The sequence below is a fragment of the Pantoea sp. X-Soil-TKNS-1211 genome (assembly GCF_059730495.1).
In genome coordinates this window covers 270,766-295,477 of record NZ_AP035953.1, presented here as the reverse complement: position 1 = coordinate 295,477, position 24,712 = coordinate 270,766, and the positions used below count along the sequence as shown (strand labels likewise).

Sequence of the window (24,712 nt, the reverse complement as noted above, 5' to 3'; positions counted from 1 at the left end):
CTCAGAACTGCGCGGCTTCGGTGGAACCCGTCAATGCCGTCACCGACGATTGACCGCCCTGAATCACCGTGGTGATGCGGTCGAAATAGCCGGTACCCACCTCCTGCTGATGGGATGAGAAGGTATAGCCCTTCTCACGCGCCGCAAACTCTGGCTGCTGAACTTTCTCCACGTAGTGACGCATGCCCTCACCCTGTGCATAGGCGTGCGCCAGGTCGAACATGTTGAACCACATGCTGTGAATACCCGCCAGAGTGATGAACTGGAAACGGTAACCCATCTCGCTCAACGCCTGCTGGAACCGGGCGATAGTGCGATCGTCGAGGTTCTTCTTCCAGTTAAACGATGGCGAGCAGTTGTAGGCCAGCAACTTGCCGGGGTATTGGGCATGGATGGCATCGGCAAAACGCTGCGCCAGCGCCAGATCCGGCGTCGAGGTCTCACACCACAACACATCGGCGTAGGGGGCGTAGGCCAGACCACGGCTGATCGCCTGCTCGATCCCGGCGCGGGTGCGGAAGAAACCTTCCGCTGTCCGTTCGCCAGTGATAAAGGCGCTATCGTATTCATCGCAGTCCGAGGTGATAAGGTCAGCGGCATCGGCGTCGGTACGGGCAATCAGCACCGTCGGAACATCCATCACATCCGCCGCCAGCCGCGCTGCCACCAGTTTTTGAATCGCCTCCTGAGTCGGCACCAGCACTTTGCCGCCCATATGGCCGCATTTCTTCACCGCCGCCAGTTGGTCTTCAAAATGCACCGCCGCCGCCCCCGCCTGAATCATCGATTTCATCAACTCAAACGCATTGAGCACCCCGCCAAAGCCCGCTTCGGCATCCGCCACAATCGGCAGGTAGTAATCAATAAATCCTTCGACGTCCGGCGACATCCCGCTGGCCCACTGAATCTGGTCGGCCCGCTGGAAGCTCTGGTTAATGCGTTCGACCACCGCTGGCACCGAGTTCACCGGATAGAGCGACTGATCCGGGTACATTTGTCCAGCAAGGTTGGCATCCGCCGCCACCTGCCAGCCGGAGAGATAAATCGCCTCAATACCCGCTTTCGCCTGCTGTACCGCCTGACCGCCAGTCAAAGCCCCCAGGCTATTGATATATCCTTTCTGCGATTCGCCATTCAGCAGCGACCACAGTTTTTGCGCACCGCGTTCCGCCAGGGTGCAAGCCGGATTAACCGAACCACGCAAATTCACCACATCCTGCGCGCTGTACGGGCGGGTAATGCCCTGCCAGCGCGCGTCGCGCCAGGTGGTTTCCAGCTGTTTGATTTGTTGTGCACGAGTCGTCATAGCAATGTCTCCTGGAATCATGGCAGCAGGCGGTAACCTGGCAGGGTGAGGAAAGGAACCAGTTCATCATCGGTGGTGATTTGCGCCATCAGCGCAGCAGCATCAGCAAAACGTCCGTTACGGAAACGTTCTTCACCAAGGCTGTGTTGTAACGCGTGCATTTCTTCGTCCAACAGTTGCTCAAACAATGCCGCCGTCACCAGCTGACCATCGCTGAGGATTTGCTTGTGGTGAATCCATTGCCAGATCGAGGTACGGGCAATTTCTGCGGTCGCGGCATCTTCCATCAGACCATCGATAGGTACACAGCCGTTGCCACCGATCCACGACTCCAGATATTGCAGCGCTACACGAATGTTGGCGCGCATACCGGCTTCGGTACGTTTGCCGCGACAGGGGAGCAACAGACGCTCGGCGGTGATCGGGTTGTCCTGCTCGCGGTTGACATGCAACTGGTTAGGCCGATCGCCCAGTTGGCGATCAAATTCCGCCATCGCGATATCCGCCAGACCAGGATGCGCTACCCAGGTACCGTCGTGGCCGTTCGCCGCTTCGCGTGCTTTATCTTCCTGCACCTTCTGCATAACCCAGGCGTTGCGTTCTTCATCTTTGCTCGGGATCAGCGCCGACATGCCGCCCATAGCCAGCGCACCACGGCGATGACAGGTCTTGATCAGCAAACGCGAGTAGGCATCAAGAAATGGCTGATCCATGCTGATTTGCTGACGATCCGGCAGGATGCGTTCGCCATGCTGCCCGAGAGTTTTGATGTAACTGAAAATGTAATCCCAGCGACCACAGTTCAGACCGACCACGTGATCGCGCAGTTCCCACAGGATCTCATCCATCTGGAACACCGCCGGTAACGTCTCGATCAACACCGTGGCTTTGATGGTGCCGCGCGGCAGACCGAAACGATCTTCACTGAAGCGGAAGATTTCGCGCCACCATGCGACTTCCGTGGCATGCTCGGTTTTCGGCAGATAGAACCACGGCCCATGGCCTTTCTCCAACAGTGCGTCGACGTTGTGAAACAGATACAACGCAAAATCAAACAACCCGCCGGGGATTGCACAATCGCGCCATTCCACATGCTTCTCATCCAGATGCAGACCGCGTACGCGGCACATCAGCAACGCCGGTTCGGACCGCAACTGGTAGATCTTGCCTGCATCACTGGTGAAGCTCAGCGTGCCTTTCACCGCGTCACGTAGCGCCAACTGACCGTCGACCAGTTTTTGCCAGTTGGGTGCCAGGGAATCCTCAAAGTCCGCCATAAAGACTTTCACATTGGCGTTCAAGGCGTTGATCACCATTTTGCGATCCGGGGGACCGGTGATCTCAACACGGCGATCGCGAAGCAGTTCAGGAATTGGGCGTACCTGCCACGCATTTTCACGAATGGAAGTCGTTTCCGAATCAAAATCTGGTAAGGCACCTTGATCATAACGCTGCTGGCGTTTCTGGCGGGCTTTCAGCAGGCGATCGCGTTCCGGGGCAAAACGCGCTACCAGGGAGTGCAAAAAGTCGATCGCTTCCGGGGTAAGCAGCTGCTTTTCCGCTTGGGTAAAGGGCTGGCTGAAGGTTAGCGTACTGCTGATAACCGAGTCTGTCATGCGGGCTGCCTCCTGTGTTGATCCCTGATTCAGTTGCGGGATCCGGCTGTAGGGTGTTTTTTGACCTGCAAGATCAGAGCATAATGATTTTTATTTTATTTTCAAAAACTATTTCCATTTTTAATTTAAATACAACTTAACAATATGATTTATATGTAATTTAAAGACACGAATTAAAGGCAATAACTTCCACTCTGTCTCGCAGACAAAAAAATGCCGCGGTTACACGAGGCAACCACGGCAAGGTCAAACGAGTTTTAAACCCTAAATAATTCGAGGTGCAGGAAGGCGGCAAGGGAATGAATTCCCAGGAGCTTACATAAGTAAGTGACTGGGGTGAATGAGCGCAGCCAACGCTCCTGCAGCTTGAAGTATGACGGGTTACTCGAGTGTGGGATTCATATGCCGTAAATCAAACGGCGTGATCTGGTAGACGTAGTAGTTCAGCCAGTTAGAGAACAACAGGTTGCCATGGCTGCGCCAGGTGGCGCGCGGCGGCAGTTCCGGGTTGTCGTGAGGGAAATAGTTAAATGGCACCTCGGGATGCAACCCGGCATCGTAGTCACGGTGGTATTCTCCAGATAGCGTCAGCGCATCGTATTCCGGGTGGCCGGTGACAAACGCCAGACGTTTATCTTTGCTCGCCATCAGGTAAGCGCCGGTGGTTTCCGATTCGGCAAACAACTCCAGATCGGTGTAATCACGGATCAGCTGGCTGGGAAAGTCAGCATAGCGCGAATGCGGCGCGAGGAAGTTGTCATCAAAGCCACGCGTCAGCAATGCATGCGGATGCAGGATCTGATGTTCATACACCCCTGACAGCTTGTTCTGGCGCGTTTGTTTGGGGATACCGTAGAGAATATTCAGCGCGGCCTGTACCGCCCAACAGACAAATAATGTCGAGGTGACGTGTTCTTTTGCCCAGTGCAGCACGCGCTGAATCTGCGGCCAGTACGCCACGTCATTGAAATCCACCAGACCAAGTGGCGCACCGGTGACAATCAATCCATCGAAGTTATCATCTTGAATATCTTCGAAATTACAGTAGAAATTATTCAGGTGCTCAGTCGGCGTGTTACGTGACTCACGGCTGTCGATACGCAGCAACTGAATATCAATCTGTAGTGGCGAGTTGGAGAGCAGACGCAGAAACTGGTTTTCGGTCTCAATTTTTTTAGGCATCAGATTGAGGACCAGCACTTTCAACGGACGGATCTCCTGAACCCTGGCGCGCGATGAGGTCATCACAAAGACGTTCTCACTACGCAAAAAATTCACTGCCGGTAACTCATCGGGGATCCTGATTGGCATAACCTGCTCACCTCTTACAACCGTATAAACGTTTAGACATCCAGATGCCTGACATTAGCCTGGTGCATCGTGAATGTCGAGTCTTCATGCGATTTATGAAAATGTTTCAGCTTAATGCGTCTTAAGGATGTGGGGAGGAAATAACCTACGGCTGCCTGAAATTAAATTAGCCATAACTGATTTAAATAAAAAAGGAGGCAATGAATATTCAATATATATTTATTTGGTTTATCAGACAGACTATTTTGGTTGGATGGACGCCATGAGTTAAAATGAAAAAATGATTTAAAAACCAGAGAAACCAAAAATATTAAATGCATTAAATTCATTAGGTTAAAATCTTTATTGCTTTCAATCAAAATCACCCAATAAATTTTTATAAAATTAAACCCCTGCCAGGTGTATAAGTCAGTCCTGTTATAAAAACAGACCACACTATTAATCTCCACATTGAAACATTCCTTTATTTAACTTTTTGGCTCGGAAATTATATCTATAAGGTTTTTACTATGCATAAACTGAAAATCACCAGTCTGATCTTACCAGGCATGCTGGTTATTGCTTCGCCCTACGGGTTTGCGGCTGCCGCTCCCTTCTCCAGTGATTCACCGTGGATGCTGGGGGACTGGGACGGTCAGCGCACCGCTCTGCAACAACAGGGCATTGATTTTAATGTTAATTACGTGATGGAAAGTGCAGCAAATCTGGCGGGGGGTTATCAATCCGCCACCACCGCACGTTATACCGATCAATGGCTGTTTAGCACCCATCTCGACCTGGAAAAATTGCTGGGCTGGCAGGACACCGATTTTCAGGCCACGGTGACGGACCGTAATGGGCAAAACCTTTCTGAGCAGGTGGCTAATCCAAAAGCGCCGATGCTTTCTTCCGTTCAGGAGGTCTATGGTCGCGGTCAGACCTGGCGACTGACACAGTTCTGGTTACGTAGTGGTTTTATCAACGACCATATCAACCTGAAGCTTGGTCGCGCGACGGTAGGGGAAGATTTCGGCACCATCGAGTCGCATTTCCAAAACCTGGCGCTTGGTCCGGGTATCCCCGGTAAATCACGTAGCGACCGCTGGATGAACTGGCCGGTATCCCAGTGGATGGGACGTTTACAGCTGAATATCACGCCGGATGTCTATGTTAAAGTGGGATTTTATAATCAGAACGATGATAACGATAATCGCGGCAGCGGTTTCCATTTCCGGGTAAACCACTCCGATGGCAATCTGATCCCGGTTGAAATTGGCTGGCAGCCCAAATTGGGTACTGATGCGCTGCAGGGGAATTATCGCTTGGGTGCGTATTACTCTTCGGCTCAGAGCGGGGTGTATCACAGCTGGCAACACGGTCAGTATGGCGATACCGCGCATGGTTATGGTGCTTATGCAGTTGTTCAGCAACAATTATTTGCCCAGCAGCATGATAATCATCGCGGTCTGTCTCTGACCCTAAGTCAGGTAATGCACGACAAGCGAACCTCAAAACTCGATTATACTCAGACAGTCGCGCTGAGTTGGAAAGGGCTTTTTGCTGCACGGCCTCAGGATGATGTTGGCTTGGGTATGGCCCGTTTGCATGTGAACTCGGCCTACAGTCGCATGCTCGAACGGGAGAATGAAGAGAATGGTGTACAGAACGTCAATGATGCCACTTATCTACCGGTGATCAGAGGCTCTGAATACGACTATGAACTCTACTATTCCTGGAACGTCAGCCCGTGGCTTACATTGCGTCCTAATCTGCAATACGTTGCCGCGCCGGGCGCAGATAGCAGCGTGAAAGATGTGTTTGTAGGAGGGATTACGGCGAGCTTAACGTTCTGAAACAGCCAGATTTCGTAGCGGCGCGATTTTTACCGTACCGTGGCCTGCAAAGCGCGCGATAAATCGCGCCGCTACCGGATGCGCAGACGTAAAAAAACCCTGAACTTTCGTTCAGGGTTTCTTCACTTGTTTGATGCCTGGCAGTTCCCTACTCTCGCATGGGGAGACCCCACACTACCATCGGCGCTACGGCGTTTCACTTCTGAGTTCGGCATGGGGTCAGGTGGGACCACCGCGCTACAGCCGCCAGGCAAATTCTTTGTGCTCTGTCCTGTGTCTTTTGCCGCCTTGCTTCAGCGCAAAATCCTTCGGACCTGAATCCGCAGGACACAACTTAATCCGGTCGAACAAGGCTGAAAATTCTCTGCGTCTCTCAACAAAACGCCTCTGGCGTTGTAAGGTTAAGCCTCACGGGTCATTAGTACCGGTTAGCTCAATGCATCGCTGCACTTACACATCCGGCCTATCAACGTCGTCGTCTTCAACGTCCCTTCAGGACCCTCAAGGGGTCAGGGAGAACTCATCTCGGGGCAAGTTTCGTGCTTAGATGCTTTCAGCACTTATCTTTTCCGCACTTAGCTACCGGGCAATGCCATTGGCATGACAACCCGAACACCAGTGGTGCGTTCACTCCGGTCCTCTCGTACTAGGAGCAACCCCCCTCAATTCTCCAGCGCCCACGGCAGATAGGGACCGAACTGTCTCACGACGTTCTAAACCCAGCTCGCGTACCACTTTAAACGGCGAACAGCCGTACCCTTGGGACCTACTTCAGCCCCAGGATGTGATGAGCCGACATCGAGGTGCCAAACACCGCCGTCGATATGAACTCTTGGGCGGTATCAGCCTGTTATCCCCGGAGTACCTTTTATCCGTTGAGCGATGGCCCTTCCATTCAGAACCACCGGATCACTATGACCTGCTTTCGCACCTGCTCGAGCCGTCACTCTCGCAGTCAAGCTGGCTTATGCCATTGCACTAACCTCCTGATGTCCGACCAGGATTAGCCAACCTTCGTGCTCCTCCGTTACACTTTGGGAGGAGACCGCCCCAGTCAAACTACCCACCAGACACTGTCCGCAGCCCGGATCACGGGCCTACGTTAGAACATCAAACATTAAAGGGTGGTATTTCAAGGTCGGCTCCACGCAGACTGGCGTCCACGCTTCAAAGCCTCCCACCTATCCTACACATCAAGGCTCAATGTTCAGTGTCAAGCTATAGTAAAGGTTCACGGGGTCTTTCCGTCTTGCCGCGGGTACACTGCATCTTCACAGCGATTTCAATTTCACTGAGTCTCGGGTGGAGACAGCCTGGCCATCATTACGCCATTCGTGCAGGTCGGAACTTACCCGACAAGGAATTTCGCTACCTTAGGACCGTTATAGTTACGGCCGCCGTTTACCGGGGCTTCGATCAAGAGCTTCTCCTTACGGATAACCCCATCAATTAACCTTCCGGCACCGGGCAGGCGTCACACCGTATACGTCCACTTTCGTGTTTGCACAGTGCTGTGTTTTTAATAAACAGTTGCAGCCAGCTGGTATCTTCGACTGGCTTCAGCTCCGGGAGCAAGTCCCTTCACCTACGCGCCAGCGTGCCTTCTCCCGAAGTTACGGCACCATTTTGCCTAGTTCCTTCACCCGAGTTCTCTCAAGCGCCTTGGTATTCTCTACCTGACCACCTGTGTCGGTTTGGGGTACGATTTCGTGTTACCTGGAGCTTAGAGGCTTTTCCTGGAAGCAGGGCATCAGTTACTTCACCACCGTAGTGGCTCGTCATCACGCCTCAGCCTTAAAGCATTCCGGATTTGCCTGGAATGCAAGCCTACACGCTTAAACCGGGACAACCGTCGCCCGGATAACCCAGCCTTCTCCGTCCCCCCTTCGCAGTAACACCAAGTACAGGAATATTAACCTGTTTCCCATCGACTACGCTTTTCAGCCTCGCCTTAGGGGTCGACTCACCCTGCCCCGATTAACGTTGGACAGGAACCCTTGGTCTTCCGGCGAGCGGGCTTTTCACCCGCTTTATCGTTACTTATGTCAGCATTCGCACTTCTGATACCTCCAGCAGACCTCACAGTCCACCTTCAGCGGCTTACAGAACGCTCCCCTACCCAACAACACACAGTGTCGCTGCCGCAGCTTCGGTGCATGGTTTAGCCCCGTTACATCTTCCGCGCAGGCCGACTCGACCAGTGAGCTATTACGCTTTCTTTAAATGATGGCTGCTTCTAAGCCAACATCCTGGCTGTCTGGGCCTTCCCACATCGTTTCCCACTTAACCATGACTTTGGGACCTTAGCTGGCGGTCTGGGTTGTTTCCCTCTTCACGACGGACGTTAGCACCCGCCGTGTGTCTCCCGTGATAACATTCTCCGGTATTCGCAGTTTGCATCGGGTTGGTAAGCCGGGATGGCCCCCTAGCCGAAACAGTGCTCTACCCCCGGAGATGAATTCACGAGGCGCTACCTAAATAGCTTTCGGGGAGAACCAGCTATCTCCCGGTTTGATTGGCCTTTCACCCCCAGCCACAAGTCATCCGCTAATTTTTCAACATTAGTCGGTTCGGTCCTCCAGTTAGTGTTACCCAACCTTCAACCTGCCCATGGCTAGATCACCGGGTTTCGGGTCTATACCCTGCAACTTAACGCCCAATTAAGACTCGGTTTCCCTGCGGCTCCCCTATACGGTTAACCTTGCTACAGAATATAAGTCGCTGACCCATTATACAAAAGGTACGCAGTCACCTAACAAGTAGGCTCCCACTGCTTGTACGTACACGGTTTCAGGTTCTGTTTCACTCCCCTCGCCGGGGTTCTTTTCGCCTTTCCCTCACGGTACTGGTTCACTATCGGTCAGTCAGGAGTATTTAGCCTTGGAGGATGGTCCCCCCATATTCAGACAGGATACCACGTGTCCCGCCCTACTCATCGAACTCACAGTATGTGCATCTTCGTGTACGGGAGTATCACCCTGTACCCTGCGACTTTCCAGACGCTTCCACTGACACACAAACTGATTCAGGTTCTGGGCTGTTCCCCGTTCGCTCGCCGCTACTGGGGGAATCTCGGTTGATTTCTTTTCCTCGGGGTACTTAGATGTTTCAGTTCCCCCGGTTCGCCTCGTTAACCTATGTATTCAGTTAACGATGATGCACAGAGTGCACCGGGTTTCCCCATTCGGACATCGTCGGCTGTAGCGGTTCATATCACCTTACCGACGCTTTACGCAGATTAGCACGTCCTTCATCGCCTCTGACTGCCAGGGCATCCACCGTGTACGCTTAGTCGCTTAACCTCACAACCCACAGGCGTTTTCACGCATGCAGACTGCAAGCATTTGAGAGACTCGAACACATCGCTTTCATTTCTTATTACGGAGAAATGAAACAACGTGTCGTTTCAAATTTTCAGCTTGTTCCGGATTGTTAAAGAGCAAATACTTCGCAGCACACCGTTTCCGGTACGCTCTGAAGTATTGAAAAACTGTAATGGTGGAGCTAAGCGGGATCGAACCGCTGACCTCCTGCGTGCAAGGCAGGCGCTCTCCCAGCTGAGCTATAGCCCCATACAGTCACTGCAGAGACCACTACTACCACTCAACCGAGTAACCATTCTTCAGCGAAGAATGTAATTTCATCTCAGGCAAGGCATGCGGAAGGGAAGTTTACACCGGTAAACGACCGCGCGCATAACGCAGCATGAGGAGAAATTTGGTAGGCCTGAGTGGACTTGAACCACCGACCTCACCCTTATCAGGGGTGCGCTCTAACCACCTGAGCTACAAGCCTGTAGAGGTTTTTCTGCTTCTTTAAATTTCATCAGACAATCTGTGTGAGCACTTCGGAGGAAGGTATCTTCAGGTAAGGAGGTGATCCAACCGCAGGTTCCCCTACGGTTACCTTGTTACGACTTCACCCCAGTCATGAATCACAAAGTGGTAAGCGCCCTCCCGAAGGTTAAGCTACCTACTTCTTTTGCAACCCACTCCCATGGTGTGACGGGCGGTGTGTACAAGGCCCGGGAACGTATTCACCGTAGCATTCTGATCTACGATTACTAGCGATTCCGACTTCATGGAGTCGAGTTGCAGACTCCAATCCGGACTACGACGCACTTTATGAGGTCCGCTTGCTCTCGCGAGATCGCTTCTCTTTGTATGCGCCATTGTAGCACGTGTGTAGCCCTGGCCGTAAGGGCCATGATGACTTGACGTCATCCCCACCTTCCTCCGGTTTATCACCGGCAGTCTCCTTTGAGTTCCCGACCGAATCGCTGGCAACAAAGGATAAGGGTTGCGCTCGTTGCGGGACTTAACCCAACATTTCACAACACGAGCTGACGACAGCCATGCAGCACCTGTCTCAGAGTTCCCGAAGGCACCAAAGCATCTCTGCTAAGTTCTCTGGATGTCAAGGCCAGGTAAGGTTCTTCGCGTTGCATCGAATTAAACCACATGCTCCACCGCTTGTGCGGGCCCCCGTCAATTCATTTGAGTTTTAACCTTGCGGCCGTACTCCCCAGGCGGTCGACTTAACGCGTTAGCTCCGGAAGCCACGCCTCAAGGGCACAACCTCCAAGTCGACATCGTTTACAGCGTGGACTACCAGGGTATCTAATCCTGTTTGCTCCCCACGCTTTCGCACCTGAGCGTCAGTCTTTGTCCAGGGGGCCGCCTTCGCCACCGGTATTCCTCCAGATCTCTACGCATTTCACCGCTACACCTGGAATTCTACCCCCCTCTACAAGACTCCAGCCTGCCAGTTTCGAATGCAGTTCCCAGGTTAAGCCCGGGGATTTCACATCCGACTTGACAGACCGCCTGCGTGCGCTTTACGCCCAGTAATTCCGATTAACGCTTGCACCCTCCGTATTACCGCGGCTGCTGGCACGGAGTTAGCCGGTGCTTCTTCTGCGGGTAACGTCAATTGCTGAAGCTATTAACTCCAACACCTTCCTCCCCGCTGAAAGTACTTTACAACCCGAAGGCCTTCTTCATACACGCGGCATGGCTGCATCAGGCTTGCGCCCATTGTGCAATATTCCCCACTGCTGCCTCCCGTAGGAGTCTGGACCGTGTCTCAGTTCCAGTGTGGCTGGTCATCCTCTCAGACCAGCTAGGGATCGTCGCCTAGGTGAGCCGTTACCCCACCTACTAGCTAATCCCATCTGGGTTCATCCGATGGTGTGAGGCCCGAAGGTCCCCCACTTTGGTCTTGCGACGTTATGCGGTATTAGCTACCGTTTCCAGTAGTTATCCCCCTCCATCGGGCAGATCCCCAGACATTACTCACCCGTCCGCCACTCGTCACCCGAGGAGCAAGCTCCTCTGTGCTACCGTTCGACTTGCATGTGTTAGGCCTGCCGCCAGCGTTCAATCTGAGCCATGATCAAACTCTTCAATTTAAGTTTGATGCTCAAAGAATTAAACTTCGTAATGAATTACGTGTTCACTCTTGAGACTTGATATTTTTTAAGTCCGTAGACTTTTGATATCAATCCTGCGAGTGCCCACACAGATTGTCTGATAAATTGTTAAAGAGCAGTGCGAGCAGCGGGTTAACCGTCTGTCGCGAGGTGGCGTATATTACGCTTTCCTCCTTCAGAGTCAATCTCTTTTTTCAGAGATTTTCTCCGGCGAGAGTTCTTTCAGAACTTCTCTCTCAACACCACATTTCGTAAACCGTTGTGCCGTGTCGATGGAGGCGCATTATAGGGAGTTGTTCGGCGCGCGCAACCGCTAATTTCAATAAAAACAACCGTTCGCTGCATTCCACAGCAAAACCCCGCCTTATACCCACTTACACACAAACTTATCCACAACTCACGCGAGAAATGAATTTAGGCGAGCATCGCGCAAACGTTTTCGCTACAATGCCCCGCGACGTGAAGGATGCCCCTTTTGGGGCGTTACCTGAGGCCAGCGTTTCTTCTATATAGAAGAAAAACGCTAAGCTTGATGTAACGCTCTTATTTACGCGAAACAAAGCCAAGGGATAAAACCACCATGCAACAACGTCGTCCTGTACGCCGCGCTCTGCTGAGTGTCTCAGACAAAGCCGGTATCCTCGAATTTGCTCAGGCACTCTCCAGCCGTGGTGTTGAGCTGCTCTCCACAGGTGGCACTGCACGCCTGCTGGCAGATGCGGGCCTGCCGGTCACTGAAGTGTCTGACTACACCGGTTTTCCGGAAATGATGGATGGACGCGTCAAAACGCTGCACCCGAAAGTGCATGGCGGTATTCTCGGTCGTCGCGGCCAGGATGATGCCATCATGGCGCAGCACGCTATCAATCCTATCGACATGGTGGTCGTTAACCTCTATCCATTCGCCCAGACCGTCGCAAAACCCGGCTGTACGCTGGAAGATGCGGTAGAAAACATCGATATCGGCGGCCCAACCATGGTGCGCTCTGCCGCGAAGAACCACAAAGACGTGGCGATCGTGGTAAAGAGCAGCGATTACAACACCATCATTGCTGAGCTGGACGCTAACGAAAACTCCCTGACGCTGGAAACCCGTTTCGATCTGGCCATTAAAGCCTTCGAGCATACTGCCGCCTACGACAGCATGATTGCTAACTACTTCGGTAGCCTGGTGCCGGCCTATCACGGCGAGAGCAAAGAACCATCTGGGCGTTTCCCACGTACCCTGAACCTGAACTTCGTTAAGAAGCAGGATATGCGTTACGGCGAGAACAGCCATCAGGATGCGGCTTTCTATATAGAAGAGAACGTGGCAGAAGCCTCGGTTGCTACGGCTCAGCAGGTGCAGGGTAAAGCGCTGTCCTACAACAACATCGCCGATACCGATGCTGCGCTGGAGTGCGTCAAAGAGTTCAGCGAAGCTGCCTGCGTGATTGTGAAGCATGCCAACCCTTGTGGTGTGGCCGTGGGCAGTTCGATTCTGGACGCCTATGAGCGTGCCTACAAAACCGATCCTACCTCAGCGTTTGGCGGCATCATCGCCTTTAACCGCGAGCTGGACGAAGCGACCGCGCAAGCCATCATCAGCCGTCAGTTCGTGGAAGTGATCATTGCACCTTCTGCCTCTGAAGCCGCACTGAAAGTCACCGCCAGCAAACAGAATGTCCGTGTTCTGGTGTGTGGTCAGTGGCAGGATCGCGTTGCAGGTCTGGATTTCAAACGTGTTAACGGTGGTTTGCTGGTGCAGGATCGCGATCTGGGTATGGTCGACGCCAGCCAGCTGCGTGTAGTAAGTAAACGCCAGCCGACGGAACAGGAACTGCGTGATGCCCTGTTCTGCTGGAAAGTAGCGAAATTCGTTAAATCCAACGCCATTGTCTATGCCCGTGACAATATGACCATCGGTATTGGCGCAGGCCAGATGAGCCGCGTCTATTCCGCGAAAATCGCCGGTATTAAGGCTGGTGATGAAGGTCTGGAAGTGAAAGGTTCTGCCATGGCCTCTGACGCCTTCTTCCCGTTCCGCGATGGTATTGATGCTGCCGCTGCCGTCGGTGTCACCTGCGTGATTCAGCCGGGTGGTTCGATTCGCGATGAAGAAGTGATTGCCGCCGCCGATGAGCACGGCATCGCGATGATCTTTACCGACATGCGTCATTTCCGCCATTAATCGTTGGGAGCGTTACAGATGAAAATTTTAGTCATTGGCAATGGTGGACGTGAGCACGCCCTGGCGTGGAAAGCTGCCCAGTCACCGCTGGCAGAAACCGTGTTTGTTGCACCGGGTAATGCTGGCACCGCGCTGGAACCGGCATTGCAAAATGTCGCCATCAGCGCCACCGACGTGCCCGCGCTGCTGGCCTTTGCCCAGCAGGAAAACATTGACCTGACCATCGTCGGCCCGGAAGCGCCGCTGGTGATCGGTGTCGTTGATGCATTCCGTGCCGCCGGTCTGAAGATTTTTGGCCCGACTCAGGCGGCCGCGCAGTTGGAAGGCTCCAAAGCCTTCACCAAAGATTTCCTCGCCCGTCAGCAGATCCCAACCGCTGAATACCAAAACTTTACCGAGGTAGAACCGGCGCTGGCGTATCTGCGTGAGAAAGGCGCACCGATTGTCATCAAAGCCGATGGTCTGGCCGCCGGTAAAGGCGTGATCGTGGCGATGACACTGCAAGAAGCGGAAGACGCAGTGCAGGATATGCTGGCAGGCAATGCGTTTGGCGATGCGGGCCACCGTATCGTGATCGAAGAATTCCTCGATGGTGAAGAAGCCAGCTTTATCGTGATGGTCGATGGCGACAACGTGCTGCCGATGGCCACCAGCCAGGATCATAAACGCGTGGGTGATGGCGATACCGGCCCGAATACCGGCGGCATGGGTGCCTACTCACCAGCTCCGGTGGTGACCGATGAGATCCACCAGCGCGTGATGGACCAGATCATCTGGCCAACCGTGAACGGGATGAAGGCCGAAGGCAACACCTACACCGGCTTCCTGTACGCCGGTCTGATGATCGATCAAACCGGTCAGCCTAAAGTGATCGAATTCAACTGCCGCTTTGGCGATCCGGAAACTCAGCCGATCATGCTGCGTTTGCAGTCCGATCTGGTTGCACTGTGTCTGGCGGCCTGTGATGGCAAGCTGGATCAGCAGACGTCACAATGGGATCCGCGTCCGTCACTGGGTGTGGTGTTGGCTGCCGGGGGTTATCCGGGCGACTACAACACCGGTGACCAGATTCATGGCCTGCCGCTTGAAGAAGTCGCAGATGGTAAAGTGTTTCATGCTGGCACCACGCTGAAAGATGACCTGGTGGTTACCAACGGAGGACGCGTACTGTGCGTCACCGCGCTGGGAGAAGACGTGGCCGCCGCACAGCAACGTGCGTATGAGCTGGCGAAGTCTATCTCCTGGGAAGACAGCTTCTGCCGCCACGATATCGGCTATCGCGCCATCAACCGCAAATAATCACAAGGGGCACGCACAGTGCCCCTTCTGTTTTCTGGCCGTCAGAACTCGCTTTCTTTCGGCTGCCAGCTGCATTCATCCGTCGGCGTGATATGCAACAACTGCACCCCTTCAGGCGCTTCCAGCCATGCAACCATCAACGGTGCTGATGCACTGCGCTGCTGCTGCGCCAGCGTTGCCAGCATGTTGTTATCGAAAGGCGCATTGATCACCTTCCCTTCACAGGTACGTACCTGAGTATCGCCCAGCCAGTGCCCCTGGCTCAGCAAGACACGGCCATTCAGTAAAGCATTGCTCTGCGCTAGCATCCGCTGTGCATCAAAGCGATACAGCTCAACGCTGTCGCTGCTCACTGCTTCACGTCGTCCGGCCAGTTGCCGCTGCATAAAATTGAGCTTGCCCTGCTGATCGAAACGTAACGTAACGTCATCCGGCTGGTCGCCCGCGACCTGACGTTGCACGCTGATAAGATTGTTGTCCAGCCAGCTATAATCCGCGGTCTCCATCGCAGCGCCATTAAATGGCGTGAAGACGGTTCGCATGTGAACAGATTGATTGTCGCTATTTTTGCGCCAGATGCGTACCACGCCACGATCGGCAAGATAACCGCTGGCTGTAAAGGCAGGAAGATCAGGAGTGGTGCTACAGCCCGTTAGCAGCGCACCACATAGCAGGGCGCAGACGCGCTGATGGTAACGTTTCAGCATGAGAGGCCCCGGAAACAAAAAGGGGCGGTGTCGCCCCTCTTTTAAAGCTATACCGCGTCGCGGAAACTTATTTAACAGCGTCTTTCAGCGCTTTACCAGAGACGAACGCCGGTACGTTTGCCGCAGCGATTTTGATCTCTTTGCCAGTCTGCGGGTTGCGACCGGTACGCTCAGCGCGGTGGTTCACTTTAAAAGTACCAAAACCAACCAGTTGTACAGCATCACCATCTTTCAGAGACTCAGTGATCGCAGCCAGAGTAGATTCCAGAGCAGTTTTAGCCTGGGTTTTTGACAGGTCTGCTTTTTCCGCGATCACATCAATCAGTTGAGTCTTGTTCATAAGTTATCCTTAAAGTGTATTTATCGCTTGCTAAGCAACGAGTGCGAGGGAAAAGCCATATTCTGGCACTCTTCAGCCTGCACGCACCGATAGCCACAATTTTCAGCCCCCCAAATGTAGACCAGACAGGGGGCCGATGTGAAGCCTCCAGGCGCGCTAATTCGGGCCTGAAGTCACGTTTTCTCGCCTTATTGCTGAAAAATTATACCGATGTTACTGATTCCCGCTTCGCGCAGGTCAGAACGTAACCCTTTAATCAGTTCCAGGTCACGCTCCTCGCACTCTGCCAGCAGGCGAAAAATCTCCCACTGCAAATCCCATTCGTCAATAATCGCCTGGTTTTCGCGCAACTCTTCATCGCTCATTTCGCGCCCGGCCTGAGTCATTTCGAGAATCGCAACGGTGGTAATGGAGGTACGACTGACCTCTATGGCATGTTCCAGGGTTTCCCCACTGAGCTGCGCATGCAACACTTCACTCAATGCCACGCAGGCATCAATCGCCGGATGTACCCCGTAGATATCAAAATCGTCCCCGTTGGGGATCGCCGCTTCCAGCTTCTCAAGTTGGCTGTCGAAATTGATTTTAGCGTCTTTGACCGTCAGGCTTTCCCACACCAGATCGAGCATACGGCGATACAGCTGCGGATCGGCGAATTCGGTCTGCTGACAGAAGGCCCAATAGTTAGGGTACATACGTTCGCACAGACAGGCCATAAAGGTGACGTGCTGCCAGCTTTCCAGCTTCGCCAGGCGTAAATGGACGGGATTCTGTAACATCAAACTTGCTCTCAATAGTTTAGCTGGCGGCAGTGTACCGCAAAAGCCGCGCGCAAACAGCGTCAACGCGCATTTTGCCTGCGCAGAAAGGCTGGACGACCGGAAGCCACTGCATCCGCCCAGCGCGTCGGCTCGGGTAAGCGATAGCCCGCCATGCAGTTTTCTACCCACTGCAATGCGCTGTCGGTACTGACACGATGACCGGTCGAGATGAAAAGTGGGTTGCAGCGTGCCTTGCTACGCCATACCCAGCCCAGTTGCTCGCCTTTATCCAGCAAGGGCTGACAGCTGCCCGGAGCCTCATCCAGCGTATCAAATTGGCCGCATAAGCGCCGCTTTGCCACACCGATGGTCGGTACATCAACCAGCAGGCCAAAATGCGCCGCCACACCGAGCCGACGTGGATGCGAGATGCCGTGCCCATCGACAAATAACAGATCCGGCTGATGCTGGAGTTGCTGCCACGCAGCCAGTAACGCAGGCACTTCACGGAACGATAAAAAACCGGGGATATAGGGCATGGTGGTGCTGATACGGGCAATCTGATGTTCCACCAGCTGTAGTGAGGGATACTCAAGAATCACCAGAGCGGCACGCGTCACCTCACCGCCCTGTTCAAACCCCACGTCGGCACCGGCAATCCAACGGGGCGGCAGCACCTCAAAATCGTCCTGCCGCACTACGTCAGCTGCGCGCTGTTGCTGTTCCGTGCGTAGCGCCGCTAAATCCATCGTTAGTCCTGATGGTAAGGACGTGACAGACGATGCACTGCCTCAACAAAGGCTCCGGCATGCTCTGGCGGCACGTCTTGATGGATGCCGTGCCCCAGATTGAAGACGTGGCCTTCACCCTTGCCAAAACCTTCGAGGATACCTGCCACTTCCTGTTCGATACGGGCCGGAGGGGCATAGAGCATTGACGGGTCCATATTGCCCTGCAACGCAACTTTATGGCCGACGCGACGACGTGCATCCGCAATATCGGTGCTCCAGTCCAGACCCAGCGCATCACAGCCGGTCTCCGCTATCGCTTCCAGCCACTGGCCGCCCCCTTTGGTGAACAGGGTGATCGGCACGCGACGGCCTTCGCTCTCGTGCAGTACGCTATCGACAATTTTGTGCATGTAGTAAAGCGAGAACTCACGATAATCACGCCCGGTCAGCACACCGCCCCAGGTGTCAAACACCATGATCGATTGTGCACCGGCTTTGATCTGCGCATTCAGATAGAGGATCACGCTATCGGCCAGTTTATCCAGCAACGCATGCAGCGTCTGCGGCTCGGCGTACATCATCTTTTTGATTTTGGTGAAGGCTTTGCTACTGCCGCCTTCAACCATATAAGTTGCCAGCGTCCACGGGCTACCGGAGAAACCGATCAACGGCACTTCACCTTTCAGGTTATGACGGATGGTACGCACCGCATTCATCACATAACCCAGCTCTTGCTCAGGATCAGGCACCGGCAGTTTGTCGACATCGGCGCGGCAGGTAATGGGATTAGAGAAACGTGGACCTTCCCCAGTTTCAAAGTACAGGCCCAGCCCCATGGCATCCGGGATGGTGAGGATATCGCTGAAGAGGATAGCCGCATCCAGCGCATAGCGGCGCAGCGGTTGCAGCGTGACTTCGCACGCCAGCTCAGCATTTTTACACAGCGACATAAAGTCACCGGCCTGAGCGCGCGTGGCTTTATATTCCGGCAGATAACGCCCGGCTTGTCGCATCATCCACACCGGGGTGACATCCACCGGTTGACGTAACAGGGCGCGTAGATAACGATCGTTCTTCAGTTCACTCATAATTGGCTCTCTCACTGGCAGGAAGCCAGTGTAGCATTTTCACATCGCGCTGGCGCGACACTGGGCAACGGTATCTTCAATCAGGCGTCGCGCCACGGTGCCTGGGGGCGGTAATAAGGGTAACGCATCGTAGCGGAACCAGCCGGCATCCAGCAGCTCTTTGCCGTCATGCTGTAGCTCGCCTCCCTCGTATTCCGCCATATAAGCCATCATCAGCGAATGAGGAAACGGCCAGGGTTGTGAGGTGACATAGCGTACGTTTTTCACCCGCACGTTGCTCTCTTCCATCACTTCGCGCGCCACCGCTTGTTCGAGGGTTTCCCCCACCTCAACAAAACCGGCCAGCACGGTGTAGACGTTGTTGCGATGCTTCGCGTGGTTCGCCAGCAGGATCTCATCACCGCGTCGGATCGCCACAATGATGCAGGGCGCGATTTGCGGATAGTACCGTTCACGGCAGTGGCCGCACAGGCAAGCGAACTCACGTTTGCTCAGGTGCATTTCGTGGCCGCAATAACCGCACCAGCGATGTGAACGATAGAACTCCGCCAGTTGCACGCCACGTCCGGCGAGCTGAAACAGGCCGACATCTTCGTCGATCAACTGCCGAACTGAACCCATATTGTCAGGACGTGCCTCACGGATCAGCCAGACATTTTCACCCTGCCATTCGCCAATCACCATGCCGCTGCTGCCTGTCAGGCCATACTGTTCTGCAACACCGTGCGGCAACTCACCCTGCGGCAGCCAAAGTTTTTGTTCATAGCTGACAATCCACCAGCCAGCGTCTACGCTTGAGATCTCACGTTGCATTTAAATCGTCATCCTTAGCGTCTATTCGCGGAATGAACCACTATAACCCACATGGAGCCTCGTATGCTTACTCAGTTAGACGACCTGACCGAGCGTGTAGGCCGCGGTAACGAATTGGTCGATTCATGGCTACACGCGCGTCGTCAGCTGCTGGTTAACTATTATCAGTTGATTGGCATGAAGCCAAAAAAAGACGCCTTAAGCGCCCTTGATGAGCAGGCGTTGGATGCGTTTTGCCACAACCTGGTGGATTATCTTTCCGTTGGTCATTTCAGTATTTATGAGCGGATTATCAATGAGATGCAGGGTGACAGCCCCCTAATTGCCGCCGCACAGATTTATCCGCTACTGGAGGCGAATACCGAACGAATGATGCAGCTGTATGACGGTCATCTGCAACAGGCCATCACCGATGATAACTGCGCCACCTTTCAGCAAGCCTTGTCTGAAGTGGGGGAAGTGCTGGAGTCACGTTTCACGCTGGAAGACAAGCTGGTGCATCTGGCGTGGGATAATCAGCTGGCACGCACGCCGGTGGCAAATGAAAGCATCATTGCCCGTCCTGCGTAGAATCCTGCATTTGTAAAAGACTTGTTATTCGTAAAAAGCCCTTCTATGCTACGAGGGCTTTATCTGTTTTACGGTTTAACACCGTAACTATTTTCTTGTCGGAGTGCCCACTTGGGCTGAGACCGTTAATTCGGGATCCGCGGAACCTGATCAGGTTAGTACCTGCGAAGGGAACAAGAGTAAATATCACAGTCGGTGCGTGCGCCGTTTCTGTTACTCCTTCCGGACTCCGGACAAGCAACTTCCATCATTTACAGGAAACTTGCTATGTCTGTCGCAAAAACGTCTCGTCGTGAACAACGCGCCCAGGCGCAAGAATTTATTGATTCCCTACAAGGCACCGCTTTCCCAAACTCAACACGCATCTGGATCACCGGCAGCCGTGCTGATATTCGCGTACCGATGCGGGAGATTCAGCTTAGTCCGACCCTGATCGGCGGCAGCAAAGACAATCCGCAATACGAAACCAACGAGCCGGTGCCGGTGTACGACACGGCGGGCGCTTACGGCGATCCGCAAGCAACGATTGATGTCCATCAAGGACTGGCCAAACTGCGTGCGGAGTGGATCGCTGAACGCGGGGACAGTGAAACCATCGACCAACTCAGCTCCGACTATACTCAGCAGCGCCTGGCGGATGAGGGGCTGGATCACCTGCGGTTTGAACATTTGCCCCAGCCGCGACGCGCCAAATCCGGTCGCTGCGTCACCCAACTTCACTATGCACGTCAGGGCATCATTACCCCCGAAATGGAGTTTATTGCGTTGCGTGAAAATATGGGACGCGAGCGTATCCGTGGCGAGGTATTGCTGCAACAGCATCCAGGCCACAGTTTTGGCGCGCACCTGCCGGAGGATATCACCGCTGAATTTGTGCGCCAGGAAGTCGCCGCAGGGCGTGCCATCATCCCGTCCAACATCAACCACCCTGAATCTGAGCCGATGATCATTGGCCGCAACTTTCTGGTTAAAGTGAATGCCAACATCGGCAACTCGGCGGTCAGCTCCTCGATTGAAGAGGAAGTGGAAAAGCTGGTGTGGTCAACACGCTGGGGAGCCGACACGGTGATGGACCTCTCGACGGGCCGTTATATTCACGAAACACGTGAGTGGATTTTGCGTAACAGCCCGGTGCCGATTGGCACCGTACCGATTTATCAGGCGCTGGAGAAAGTGAACGGCATTGCGGAAGATTTGAATTGGGAGATCTTCCGTGACACCTTGCTGGAGCAGGCCGAGCAAGGCGTGGACTACTTCACCATCCACGCCGGTGTGCTGCTGCGTTATGTGCCGATGACGGCGAAGCGTCTGACCGGCATCGTTTCGCGTGGCGGTTCGATCATGGCGAAGTGGTGCCTGTCGCATCATCAGGAAAGCTTCCTGTACCTGCACTTTCGTGAGATTTGTGAGATCTGCGCTGCCTATGATGTTGCGCTGTCGCTGGGGGATGGGCTGCGTCCGGGTTCGATTCAGGATGCCAACGATACAGCGCAATTTGCTGAGTTGCACACGCTAGGTGAACTGACAAAACTGGCCTGGGAATATGATGTGCAGGTGATGATCGAAGGTCCGGGCCATGTGCCGATGCAGATGATTCGCCGCAATATGACCGAGCAGCTGGAACATTGCCACGAAGCCCCCTTCTATACCCTTGGCCCGCTGACCACCGATATCGCCCCCGGCTACGATCATTTCACTTCCGGCATTGGTGCTGCGATGATTGGCTGGTTCGGCTGCGCGATGCTGTGCTACGTCACCCCCAAAGAGCATCTGGGTCTGCCCAATAAGGAAGATGTGAAGCAGGGGCTGATCACCTATAAAATTGCGGCACATGCTGCCGATCTGGCGAAAGGCCATCCCGGCGCTCAGATCCGTGATAACGCCATGTCGAAAGCGCGATTCGAGTTCCGCTGGGAAGATCAGTTCAACCTCGCACTGGATCCGCACACCGCCCGCGCTTATCACGACGAAACGCTACCGCAGGAGTCGGGCAAAGTGGCGCATTTCTGCTCCATGTGTGGCCCGAAATTCTGCTCCATGAAAATCACCCAGGAAGTGCGTGAGTTTGCCGCCCGCCAACAGGCTGAAGCCCAGCCGATTGAAATTGGCATGGCGCAGATGTCCGATGCCTTCCGCAGCCGTGGCGGTGAGCTGTATCATGCCGTCGATGCCCTGAAAGAGGAAAATGTATGACCGCCCCCTTCCCCAGTACCGCCCCGCGTTTAGGGCTGTATCCGGTTGTCGATAGCGTTGAGTGGATTGCCCGTTTGCTGGAAGCGGGTGTACGCACCATTCAGCTACGAATTAAAGATTGCGAAGACCATGAAGTCGAAGAGGCGGTGCGTGATGCTATCGCACTCGGCAAAAAGTATCGTGCTCGCCTGTTTATCAATGATTACTGGCGCTTAGCGATTCGCTATAACGCTTATGGTGTCCATCTTGGACAAGAAGATCTTGATGTAGCCGATCTGGAGGCGATTCGCCAGGCAGGTTTACGCCTCGGCTTATCCACCCATGATGATGCCGAACTGGATCGGGCGCTGACGCTGCTCCCCTCGTATATCGCCTTGGGGCATATTTTCGCGACACAAACTAAAGAGATGCCGTCTGAGCCACAAGGCATTGCTGAGTTGAAACGTCATCTGGAGCGTTTGCAGGGTATTTCGACGGTAGCCATTGGCGGTATTTCACTGGCGCGTGCGCCTGAAGTGCTGGCTACCGGCGTAGGTAGCATCGCGGTGGTGAGCGCCATCACCCAGGCACCAGACTGGCTGGCGGCTACGCATGAGTTGCTGGCGCTGGCGGAACCGACAGTCACGGCGTAAAACCCTGTTGGCGTAGCGGCGCGATTTATCGCGCCATTTCTTGCTCGATGCCAGGAAAATCCGCGCGATTAATCGCGCCGCTACAGGCCATCATTGCGCGTTCGACCGCAGCACCCACCAGCGCTATCGCTTGTTCGGTGGCATCGGTGATCGGCAGCGCATAGTTGAGACGCAGGCAGTTACGATACTTGCCCGAGGCAGAAAATAGCGAGCCAACCGCCACCTGAATTTTCGACGCACGCAGCTCCGTATTCAGGCGTACCGCATCGAAGGCTTCCGGTAGTTCAATCCACATCAGAAAGCCCCCCTGCGGCCGTGATACGCAAATCCCGCACGGGAAATAGTGGCGCACCCAGCAGCTAAAGGTCTCATAATTACGTTGATAAACTTGGCGCATGCGGCGCAGGTGCGGTCCATAATGACCAAGACGAATGAACTCCGCTACCACGTGCTGCGTCACAGTCGCGGATGAACCGGTGCCGATATATTTCATGTGCAGCACCCGTTCGCGGTAACGTCCCGGTGCTACCCAGCCGACACGCAGGCCGGGTGAAAGCGTTTTGGAAAACGAGCTACACAACAGCACACGGCCATCCATATCCAGCGACTTAATACTGAGGGGACGCGGATATTCCCACGCCAGCTCACCATAAACATCATCTTCAATAATCGCGGCATCAAAGCGTTGCGCCAGCGTCAGCAGCGCCCGTTTACGCGCTTCCGGCATGATAAAACCCAGCGGGTTATTACAATTGGGCACCACTACTACCGCTTTAATCGGCCACTGCTCGAACGCCAGCTCCAGCGCTTCAAGGCTGATGCCAGTCACCGAGTCGGTCGGGATTTCAATCGCGCGAATGCCAAAGCCGCGCAACGTTTGCATGGTGCCGTGGAAAGTGGGTGATTCCACTGCGATGATGTCGCCAGGCTCGCAAACGGCACGGATAGAGACCGACAGCGCTTCATGGCAACCGGTTGTCACCACAATGTCGTCAGCGCTAAGTTGGCAACCGCTATCAATCGTCAGACGAGCCACCTGTTCACGCAACGATGTGAGCCCCAATAAGGTGTCGTAGCTCAACAGGTTAATATCCTGCCTCTGCGCCATACGACTCTGAATTTTCCACAGCGGTTTCAGGGTTGGCTGCGTCAGATCCGGGATGCCGCTGCCCAGTTGAATCATATCCCCTTCGATGCGACTGCTGAGTAGCTCCAGTACCGATTCCCACTGGGTGATCTCTACCGGGCGTTGAGCGGGGCGCGTGATTGCCGGGACGGGCGGCGTAGCTTTACGCGTCGCCACAAAATAGCCGGAGCGAGGTTGCGGCACGATCAGCTGCTTTTCCTCCAGCAAATGATAAGCCTGCTGGACGGTACTGATGCTCACGCCATGTTCAATACTGAGCGTACGCACCGATGGCAATCGTTCACCGCTGCGGTACAACCCCTGCTCAATGCGGTCAGAAAGCAGACAAGCCAGATGCTGGTAACGGGTCATCGTATGCCTCACGTAATTTTCGATGGATGAGAACCAGTACAGATTAGATGATTTTTTACCATTCAGATCGCTCACAGCGCAATCTGTATGTTTAAAAAATGTGTTTTTTGAATCTGTATTGAAATGAGTGGAGAACGGACAATGCTTCTCAGACATCATACCGAGGGCAGAATAATGGAATTCGAACAAAACCGTGCAGCGAAACCCTTCAACGTGACTTTGCTGGATATGTACCGCGCACTGAAACAATTAGTGAAAAGCTGGTACGCTCGTCGACAAACCCGACGCATCCTGTCGCACCTGAGTGATACCCAATTGCGCGATATTGGTCTGGCGCGTGGAGACATCGACCGTCGCCGCTAACATACAGACGAAAAAAAACCCTGCCGAAGCAGGGTTTTTTATTGGCTGGCG

17 protein-coding genes, 2 tRNA genes, 3 rRNA genes and 1 riboswitch are annotated in these 24,712 nt (G+C 54.0%); of the genes, 7 read left to right on the top strand and 15 right to left on the bottom strand.

Features of this window, described 5'->3' with window-relative positions:
- Nucleotide 1: 1 nt before the first annotated feature.
- The 3 genes from aceA to metA all read right to left on the bottom strand — a co-directional run bounded on the left by aceA (nucleotide 2) and on the right by metA (nucleotide 4,233).
- Nucleotides 2–1,306: an isocitrate lyase gene (aceA, locus tag AC6I8W_RS01305; RefSeq protein ID WP_497836657.1), complete on the bottom strand. Its 1,305-nt coding sequence runs from the start codon at nucleotides 1,304–1,306 to the stop codon at nucleotides 2–4.
- A 17-nt stretch (nucleotides 1,307–1,323) separates the two neighbouring features.
- On the bottom strand, nucleotides 1,324–2,922 hold the full coding sequence (gene aceB, locus AC6I8W_RS01300) for a malate synthase A (RefSeq protein ID WP_497836656.1): 1,599 nt from the start codon (nucleotides 2,920–2,922) through the stop codon (nucleotides 1,324–1,326).
- A gap of 381 nt (nucleotides 2,923–3,303) precedes the next feature.
- Entirely contained in the window at nucleotides 3,304–4,233 is a 930-nt protein-coding gene (metA, locus tag AC6I8W_RS01295; RefSeq protein ID WP_497836655.1) for a homoserine O-succinyltransferase MetA, read from the bottom strand.
- A 509-nt stretch (nucleotides 4,234–4,742) separates the two neighbouring features.
- Between metA and AC6I8W_RS01290 the strand changes: the two genes are divergently transcribed.
- On the top strand, nucleotides 4,743–6,065 hold the full coding sequence (locus AC6I8W_RS01290; RefSeq protein WP_497836654.1) for a carbohydrate porin: 1,323 nt from the start codon (nucleotides 4,743–4,745) through the stop codon (nucleotides 6,063–6,065).
- Nucleotides 6,066–6,200: 135 nt separating this feature from the next.
- On the opposite strand, the gene rrf is transcribed toward AC6I8W_RS01290, so the two are convergent.
- The 5 genes from rrf to AC6I8W_RS01265 form a co-directional block, all read right to left on the bottom strand.
- Nucleotides 6,201–6,316 (bottom strand): 5S ribosomal RNA (gene rrf / locus AC6I8W_RS01285).
- 146 nt (nucleotides 6,317–6,462) lie between these two features.
- Nucleotides 6,463–9,367: ribosomal RNA gene (locus AC6I8W_RS01280) — 23S ribosomal RNA — on the bottom strand.
- 194 nt (nucleotides 9,368–9,561) lie between these two features.
- Nucleotides 9,562–9,637, bottom strand: a tRNA-Ala gene (locus AC6I8W_RS01275).
- A gap of 146 nt (nucleotides 9,638–9,783) precedes the next feature.
- A tRNA-Ile gene (locus AC6I8W_RS01270) sits at nucleotides 9,784–9,860 on the bottom strand.
- Between the two features lie 73 nt (nucleotides 9,861–9,933).
- Nucleotides 9,934–11,475, bottom strand: a 16S ribosomal RNA gene (locus AC6I8W_RS01265).
- The 16S, 23S and 5S rRNA genes sit together here with 2 tRNA genes alongside, the layout of an rRNA operon.
- A 601-nt stretch (nucleotides 11,476–12,076) precedes the next feature.
- On the opposite strand from AC6I8W_RS01265, the gene purH reads away from it, so the two are divergent.
- Together purH and purD are read left to right on the top strand one after the other, a co-directional pair.
- On the top strand, nucleotides 12,077–13,666 hold the full coding sequence (gene purH / locus AC6I8W_RS01260) for a bifunctional phosphoribosylaminoimidazolecarboxamide formyltransferase/IMP cyclohydrolase (protein WP_497836653.1): 1,590 nt from the start codon (nucleotides 12,077–12,079) through the stop codon (nucleotides 13,664–13,666).
- An 18-nt stretch (nucleotides 13,667–13,684) separates the two neighbouring features.
- Nucleotides 13,685–14,965, top strand: coding sequence for a phosphoribosylamine--glycine ligase (gene purD, locus AC6I8W_RS01255; protein ID WP_497836652.1), 1,281 nt, complete (start codon nucleotides 13,685–13,687; stop codon nucleotides 14,963–14,965).
- Between the two features lie 41 nt (nucleotides 14,966–15,006).
- Here purD and AC6I8W_RS01250 read toward each other — a convergent pair whose 3' ends face one another.
- The 6 genes from AC6I8W_RS01250 to nudC all read right to left on the bottom strand — a co-directional run bounded on the left by AC6I8W_RS01250 (nucleotide 15,007) and on the right by nudC (nucleotide 19,405).
- A complete protein-coding gene (locus tag AC6I8W_RS01250) occupies nucleotides 15,007–15,672 on the bottom strand; it encodes a DUF1481 domain-containing protein (RefSeq protein ID WP_497836651.1) in 666 nt (221 codons plus the stop codon).
- Between the two features lie 67 nt (nucleotides 15,673–15,739).
- Nucleotides 15,740–16,012 (bottom strand): nucleoid-associated protein HU-alpha, encoded by a 273-nt coding sequence (hupA, locus tag AC6I8W_RS01245; protein WP_013507416.1) that lies wholly within the window; start codon nucleotides 16,010–16,012, stop codon nucleotides 15,740–15,742.
- A 188-nt stretch (nucleotides 16,013–16,200) separates the two neighbouring features.
- Entirely contained in the window at nucleotides 16,201–16,791 is a 591-nt protein-coding gene (locus AC6I8W_RS01240; RefSeq protein ID WP_497836650.1) for a YjaG family protein, read from the bottom strand.
- Between the two features lie 62 nt (nucleotides 16,792–16,853).
- Complete coding sequence (gene nfi, locus AC6I8W_RS01235) at nucleotides 16,854–17,522, bottom strand: deoxyribonuclease V (RefSeq protein ID WP_497836649.1); 669 nt, start codon at nucleotides 17,520–17,522, stop codon at nucleotides 16,854–16,856.
- A 2-nt stretch (nucleotides 17,523–17,524) separates the two neighbouring features.
- Nucleotides 17,525–18,592, bottom strand: a complete 1,068-nt coding sequence (gene hemE / locus AC6I8W_RS01230; protein ID WP_497836648.1) for a uroporphyrinogen decarboxylase — start codon at nucleotides 18,590–18,592, stop codon at nucleotides 17,525–17,527.
- Nucleotides 18,593–18,631: 39 nt separating this feature from the next.
- Nucleotides 18,632–19,405 (bottom strand): NAD(+) diphosphatase, encoded by a 774-nt coding sequence (gene nudC, locus AC6I8W_RS01225; RefSeq protein ID WP_497836647.1) that lies wholly within the window; start codon nucleotides 19,403–19,405, stop codon nucleotides 18,632–18,634.
- 63 nt (nucleotides 19,406–19,468) lie between these two features.
- Between nudC and rsd the strand changes: the two genes are divergently transcribed.
- The 3 genes from rsd (at nucleotide 19,469) to thiE (ending at nucleotide 22,800) form a co-directional block, all read left to right on the top strand.
- Nucleotides 19,469–19,975, top strand: a complete 507-nt coding sequence (gene rsd, locus AC6I8W_RS01220) for a sigma D regulator (protein WP_497836646.1) — start codon at nucleotides 19,469–19,471, stop codon at nucleotides 19,973–19,975.
- Between the two features lie 89 nt (nucleotides 19,976–20,064).
- A riboswitch (TPP riboswitch) is annotated at nucleotides 20,065–20,165 on the top strand.
- Nucleotides 20,166–20,242: 77 nt separating this feature from the next.
- The gene (thiC, locus tag AC6I8W_RS01215; protein ID WP_497836645.1) at nucleotides 20,243–22,168 is read left to right on the top strand and encodes a phosphomethylpyrimidine synthase ThiC; all 1,926 of its coding nucleotides are present in this window, start codon (nucleotides 20,243–20,245) and stop codon (nucleotides 22,166–22,168) included.
- Nucleotides 22,165–22,800 (top strand): thiamine phosphate synthase, encoded by a 636-nt coding sequence (gene thiE / locus AC6I8W_RS01210; RefSeq protein ID WP_497836644.1) that lies wholly within the window; start codon nucleotides 22,165–22,167, stop codon nucleotides 22,798–22,800. Before thiC ends, thiE begins: the two co-directional genes overlap by 4 nt.
- Nucleotides 22,801–22,825: 25 nt before the next feature.
- Here thiE and AC6I8W_RS01205 read toward each other — a convergent pair whose 3' ends face one another.
- Entirely contained in the window at nucleotides 22,826–24,298 is a 1,473-nt protein-coding gene (locus AC6I8W_RS01205; RefSeq protein WP_497836643.1) for an aminotransferase-like domain-containing protein, read from the bottom strand.
- A gap of 174 nt (nucleotides 24,299–24,472) precedes the next feature.
- Between AC6I8W_RS01205 and AC6I8W_RS01200 the strand changes: the two genes are divergently transcribed.
- Nucleotides 24,473–24,661 (top strand): DUF1127 domain-containing protein, encoded by a 189-nt coding sequence (locus AC6I8W_RS01200; protein WP_497836642.1) that lies wholly within the window; start codon nucleotides 24,473–24,475, stop codon nucleotides 24,659–24,661.
- The last annotated feature ends 51 nt before the right edge of the window (nucleotides 24,662–24,712 follow it).

Excerpts from the sequence above, each read along its gene's own strand:
- aceA (WP_497836657.1), bottom strand. The coding sequence starts at position 1,306 with ATGACGACTCGTGCACAACAAATCAAACAGCTGGAAACCACCTGGCGC.
- aceB (WP_497836656.1), bottom strand. The coding sequence starts at position 2,922 with ATGACAGACTCGGTTATCAGCAGTACGCTAACCTTCAGCCAGCCCTTT.
- metA (WP_497836655.1), bottom strand. The coding sequence starts at position 4,233 with ATGCCAATCAGGATCCCCGATGAGTTACCGGCAGTGAATTTTTTGCGT.
- AC6I8W_RS01290 (WP_497836654.1), top strand. The coding sequence starts at position 4,743 with ATGCATAAACTGAAAATCACCAGTCTGATCTTACCAGGCATGCTGGTT.
- purH (WP_497836653.1), top strand. The coding sequence starts at position 12,077 with ATGCAACAACGTCGTCCTGTACGCCGCGCTCTGCTGAGTGTCTCAGAC.
- purD (WP_497836652.1), top strand. The coding sequence starts at position 13,685 with ATGAAAATTTTAGTCATTGGCAATGGTGGACGTGAGCACGCCCTGGCG.
- AC6I8W_RS01250 (WP_497836651.1), bottom strand. The coding sequence starts at position 15,672 with ATGCTGAAACGTTACCATCAGCGCGTCTGCGCCCTGCTATGTGGTGCG.
- hupA (WP_013507416.1), bottom strand. The coding sequence starts at position 16,012 with ATGAACAAGACTCAACTGATTGATGTGATCGCGGAAAAAGCAGACCTG.
- AC6I8W_RS01240 (WP_497836650.1), bottom strand. The coding sequence starts at position 16,791 with ATGTTACAGAATCCCGTCCATTTACGCCTGGCGAAGCTGGAAAGCTGG.
- nfi (WP_497836649.1), bottom strand. The coding sequence starts at position 17,522 with ATGGATTTAGCGGCGCTACGCACGGAACAGCAACAGCGCGCAGCTGAC.
- hemE (WP_497836648.1), bottom strand. The coding sequence starts at position 18,592 with ATGAGTGAACTGAAGAACGATCGTTATCTACGCGCCCTGTTACGTCAA.
- nudC (WP_497836647.1), bottom strand. The coding sequence starts at position 19,405 with ATGCAACGTGAGATCTCAAGCGTAGACGCTGGCTGGTGGATTGTCAGC.
- rsd (WP_497836646.1), top strand. The coding sequence starts at position 19,469 with ATGCTTACTCAGTTAGACGACCTGACCGAGCGTGTAGGCCGCGGTAAC.
- thiC (WP_497836645.1), top strand. The coding sequence starts at position 20,243 with ATGTCTGTCGCAAAAACGTCTCGTCGTGAACAACGCGCCCAGGCGCAA.
- thiE (WP_497836644.1), top strand. The coding sequence starts at position 22,165 with ATGACCGCCCCCTTCCCCAGTACCGCCCCGCGTTTAGGGCTGTATCCG.
- AC6I8W_RS01205 (WP_497836643.1), bottom strand. The coding sequence starts at position 24,298 with ATGACCCGTTACCAGCATCTGGCTTGTCTGCTTTCTGACCGCATTGAG.
- AC6I8W_RS01200 (WP_497836642.1), top strand. The coding sequence starts at position 24,473 with ATGGAATTCGAACAAAACCGTGCAGCGAAACCCTTCAACGTGACTTTG.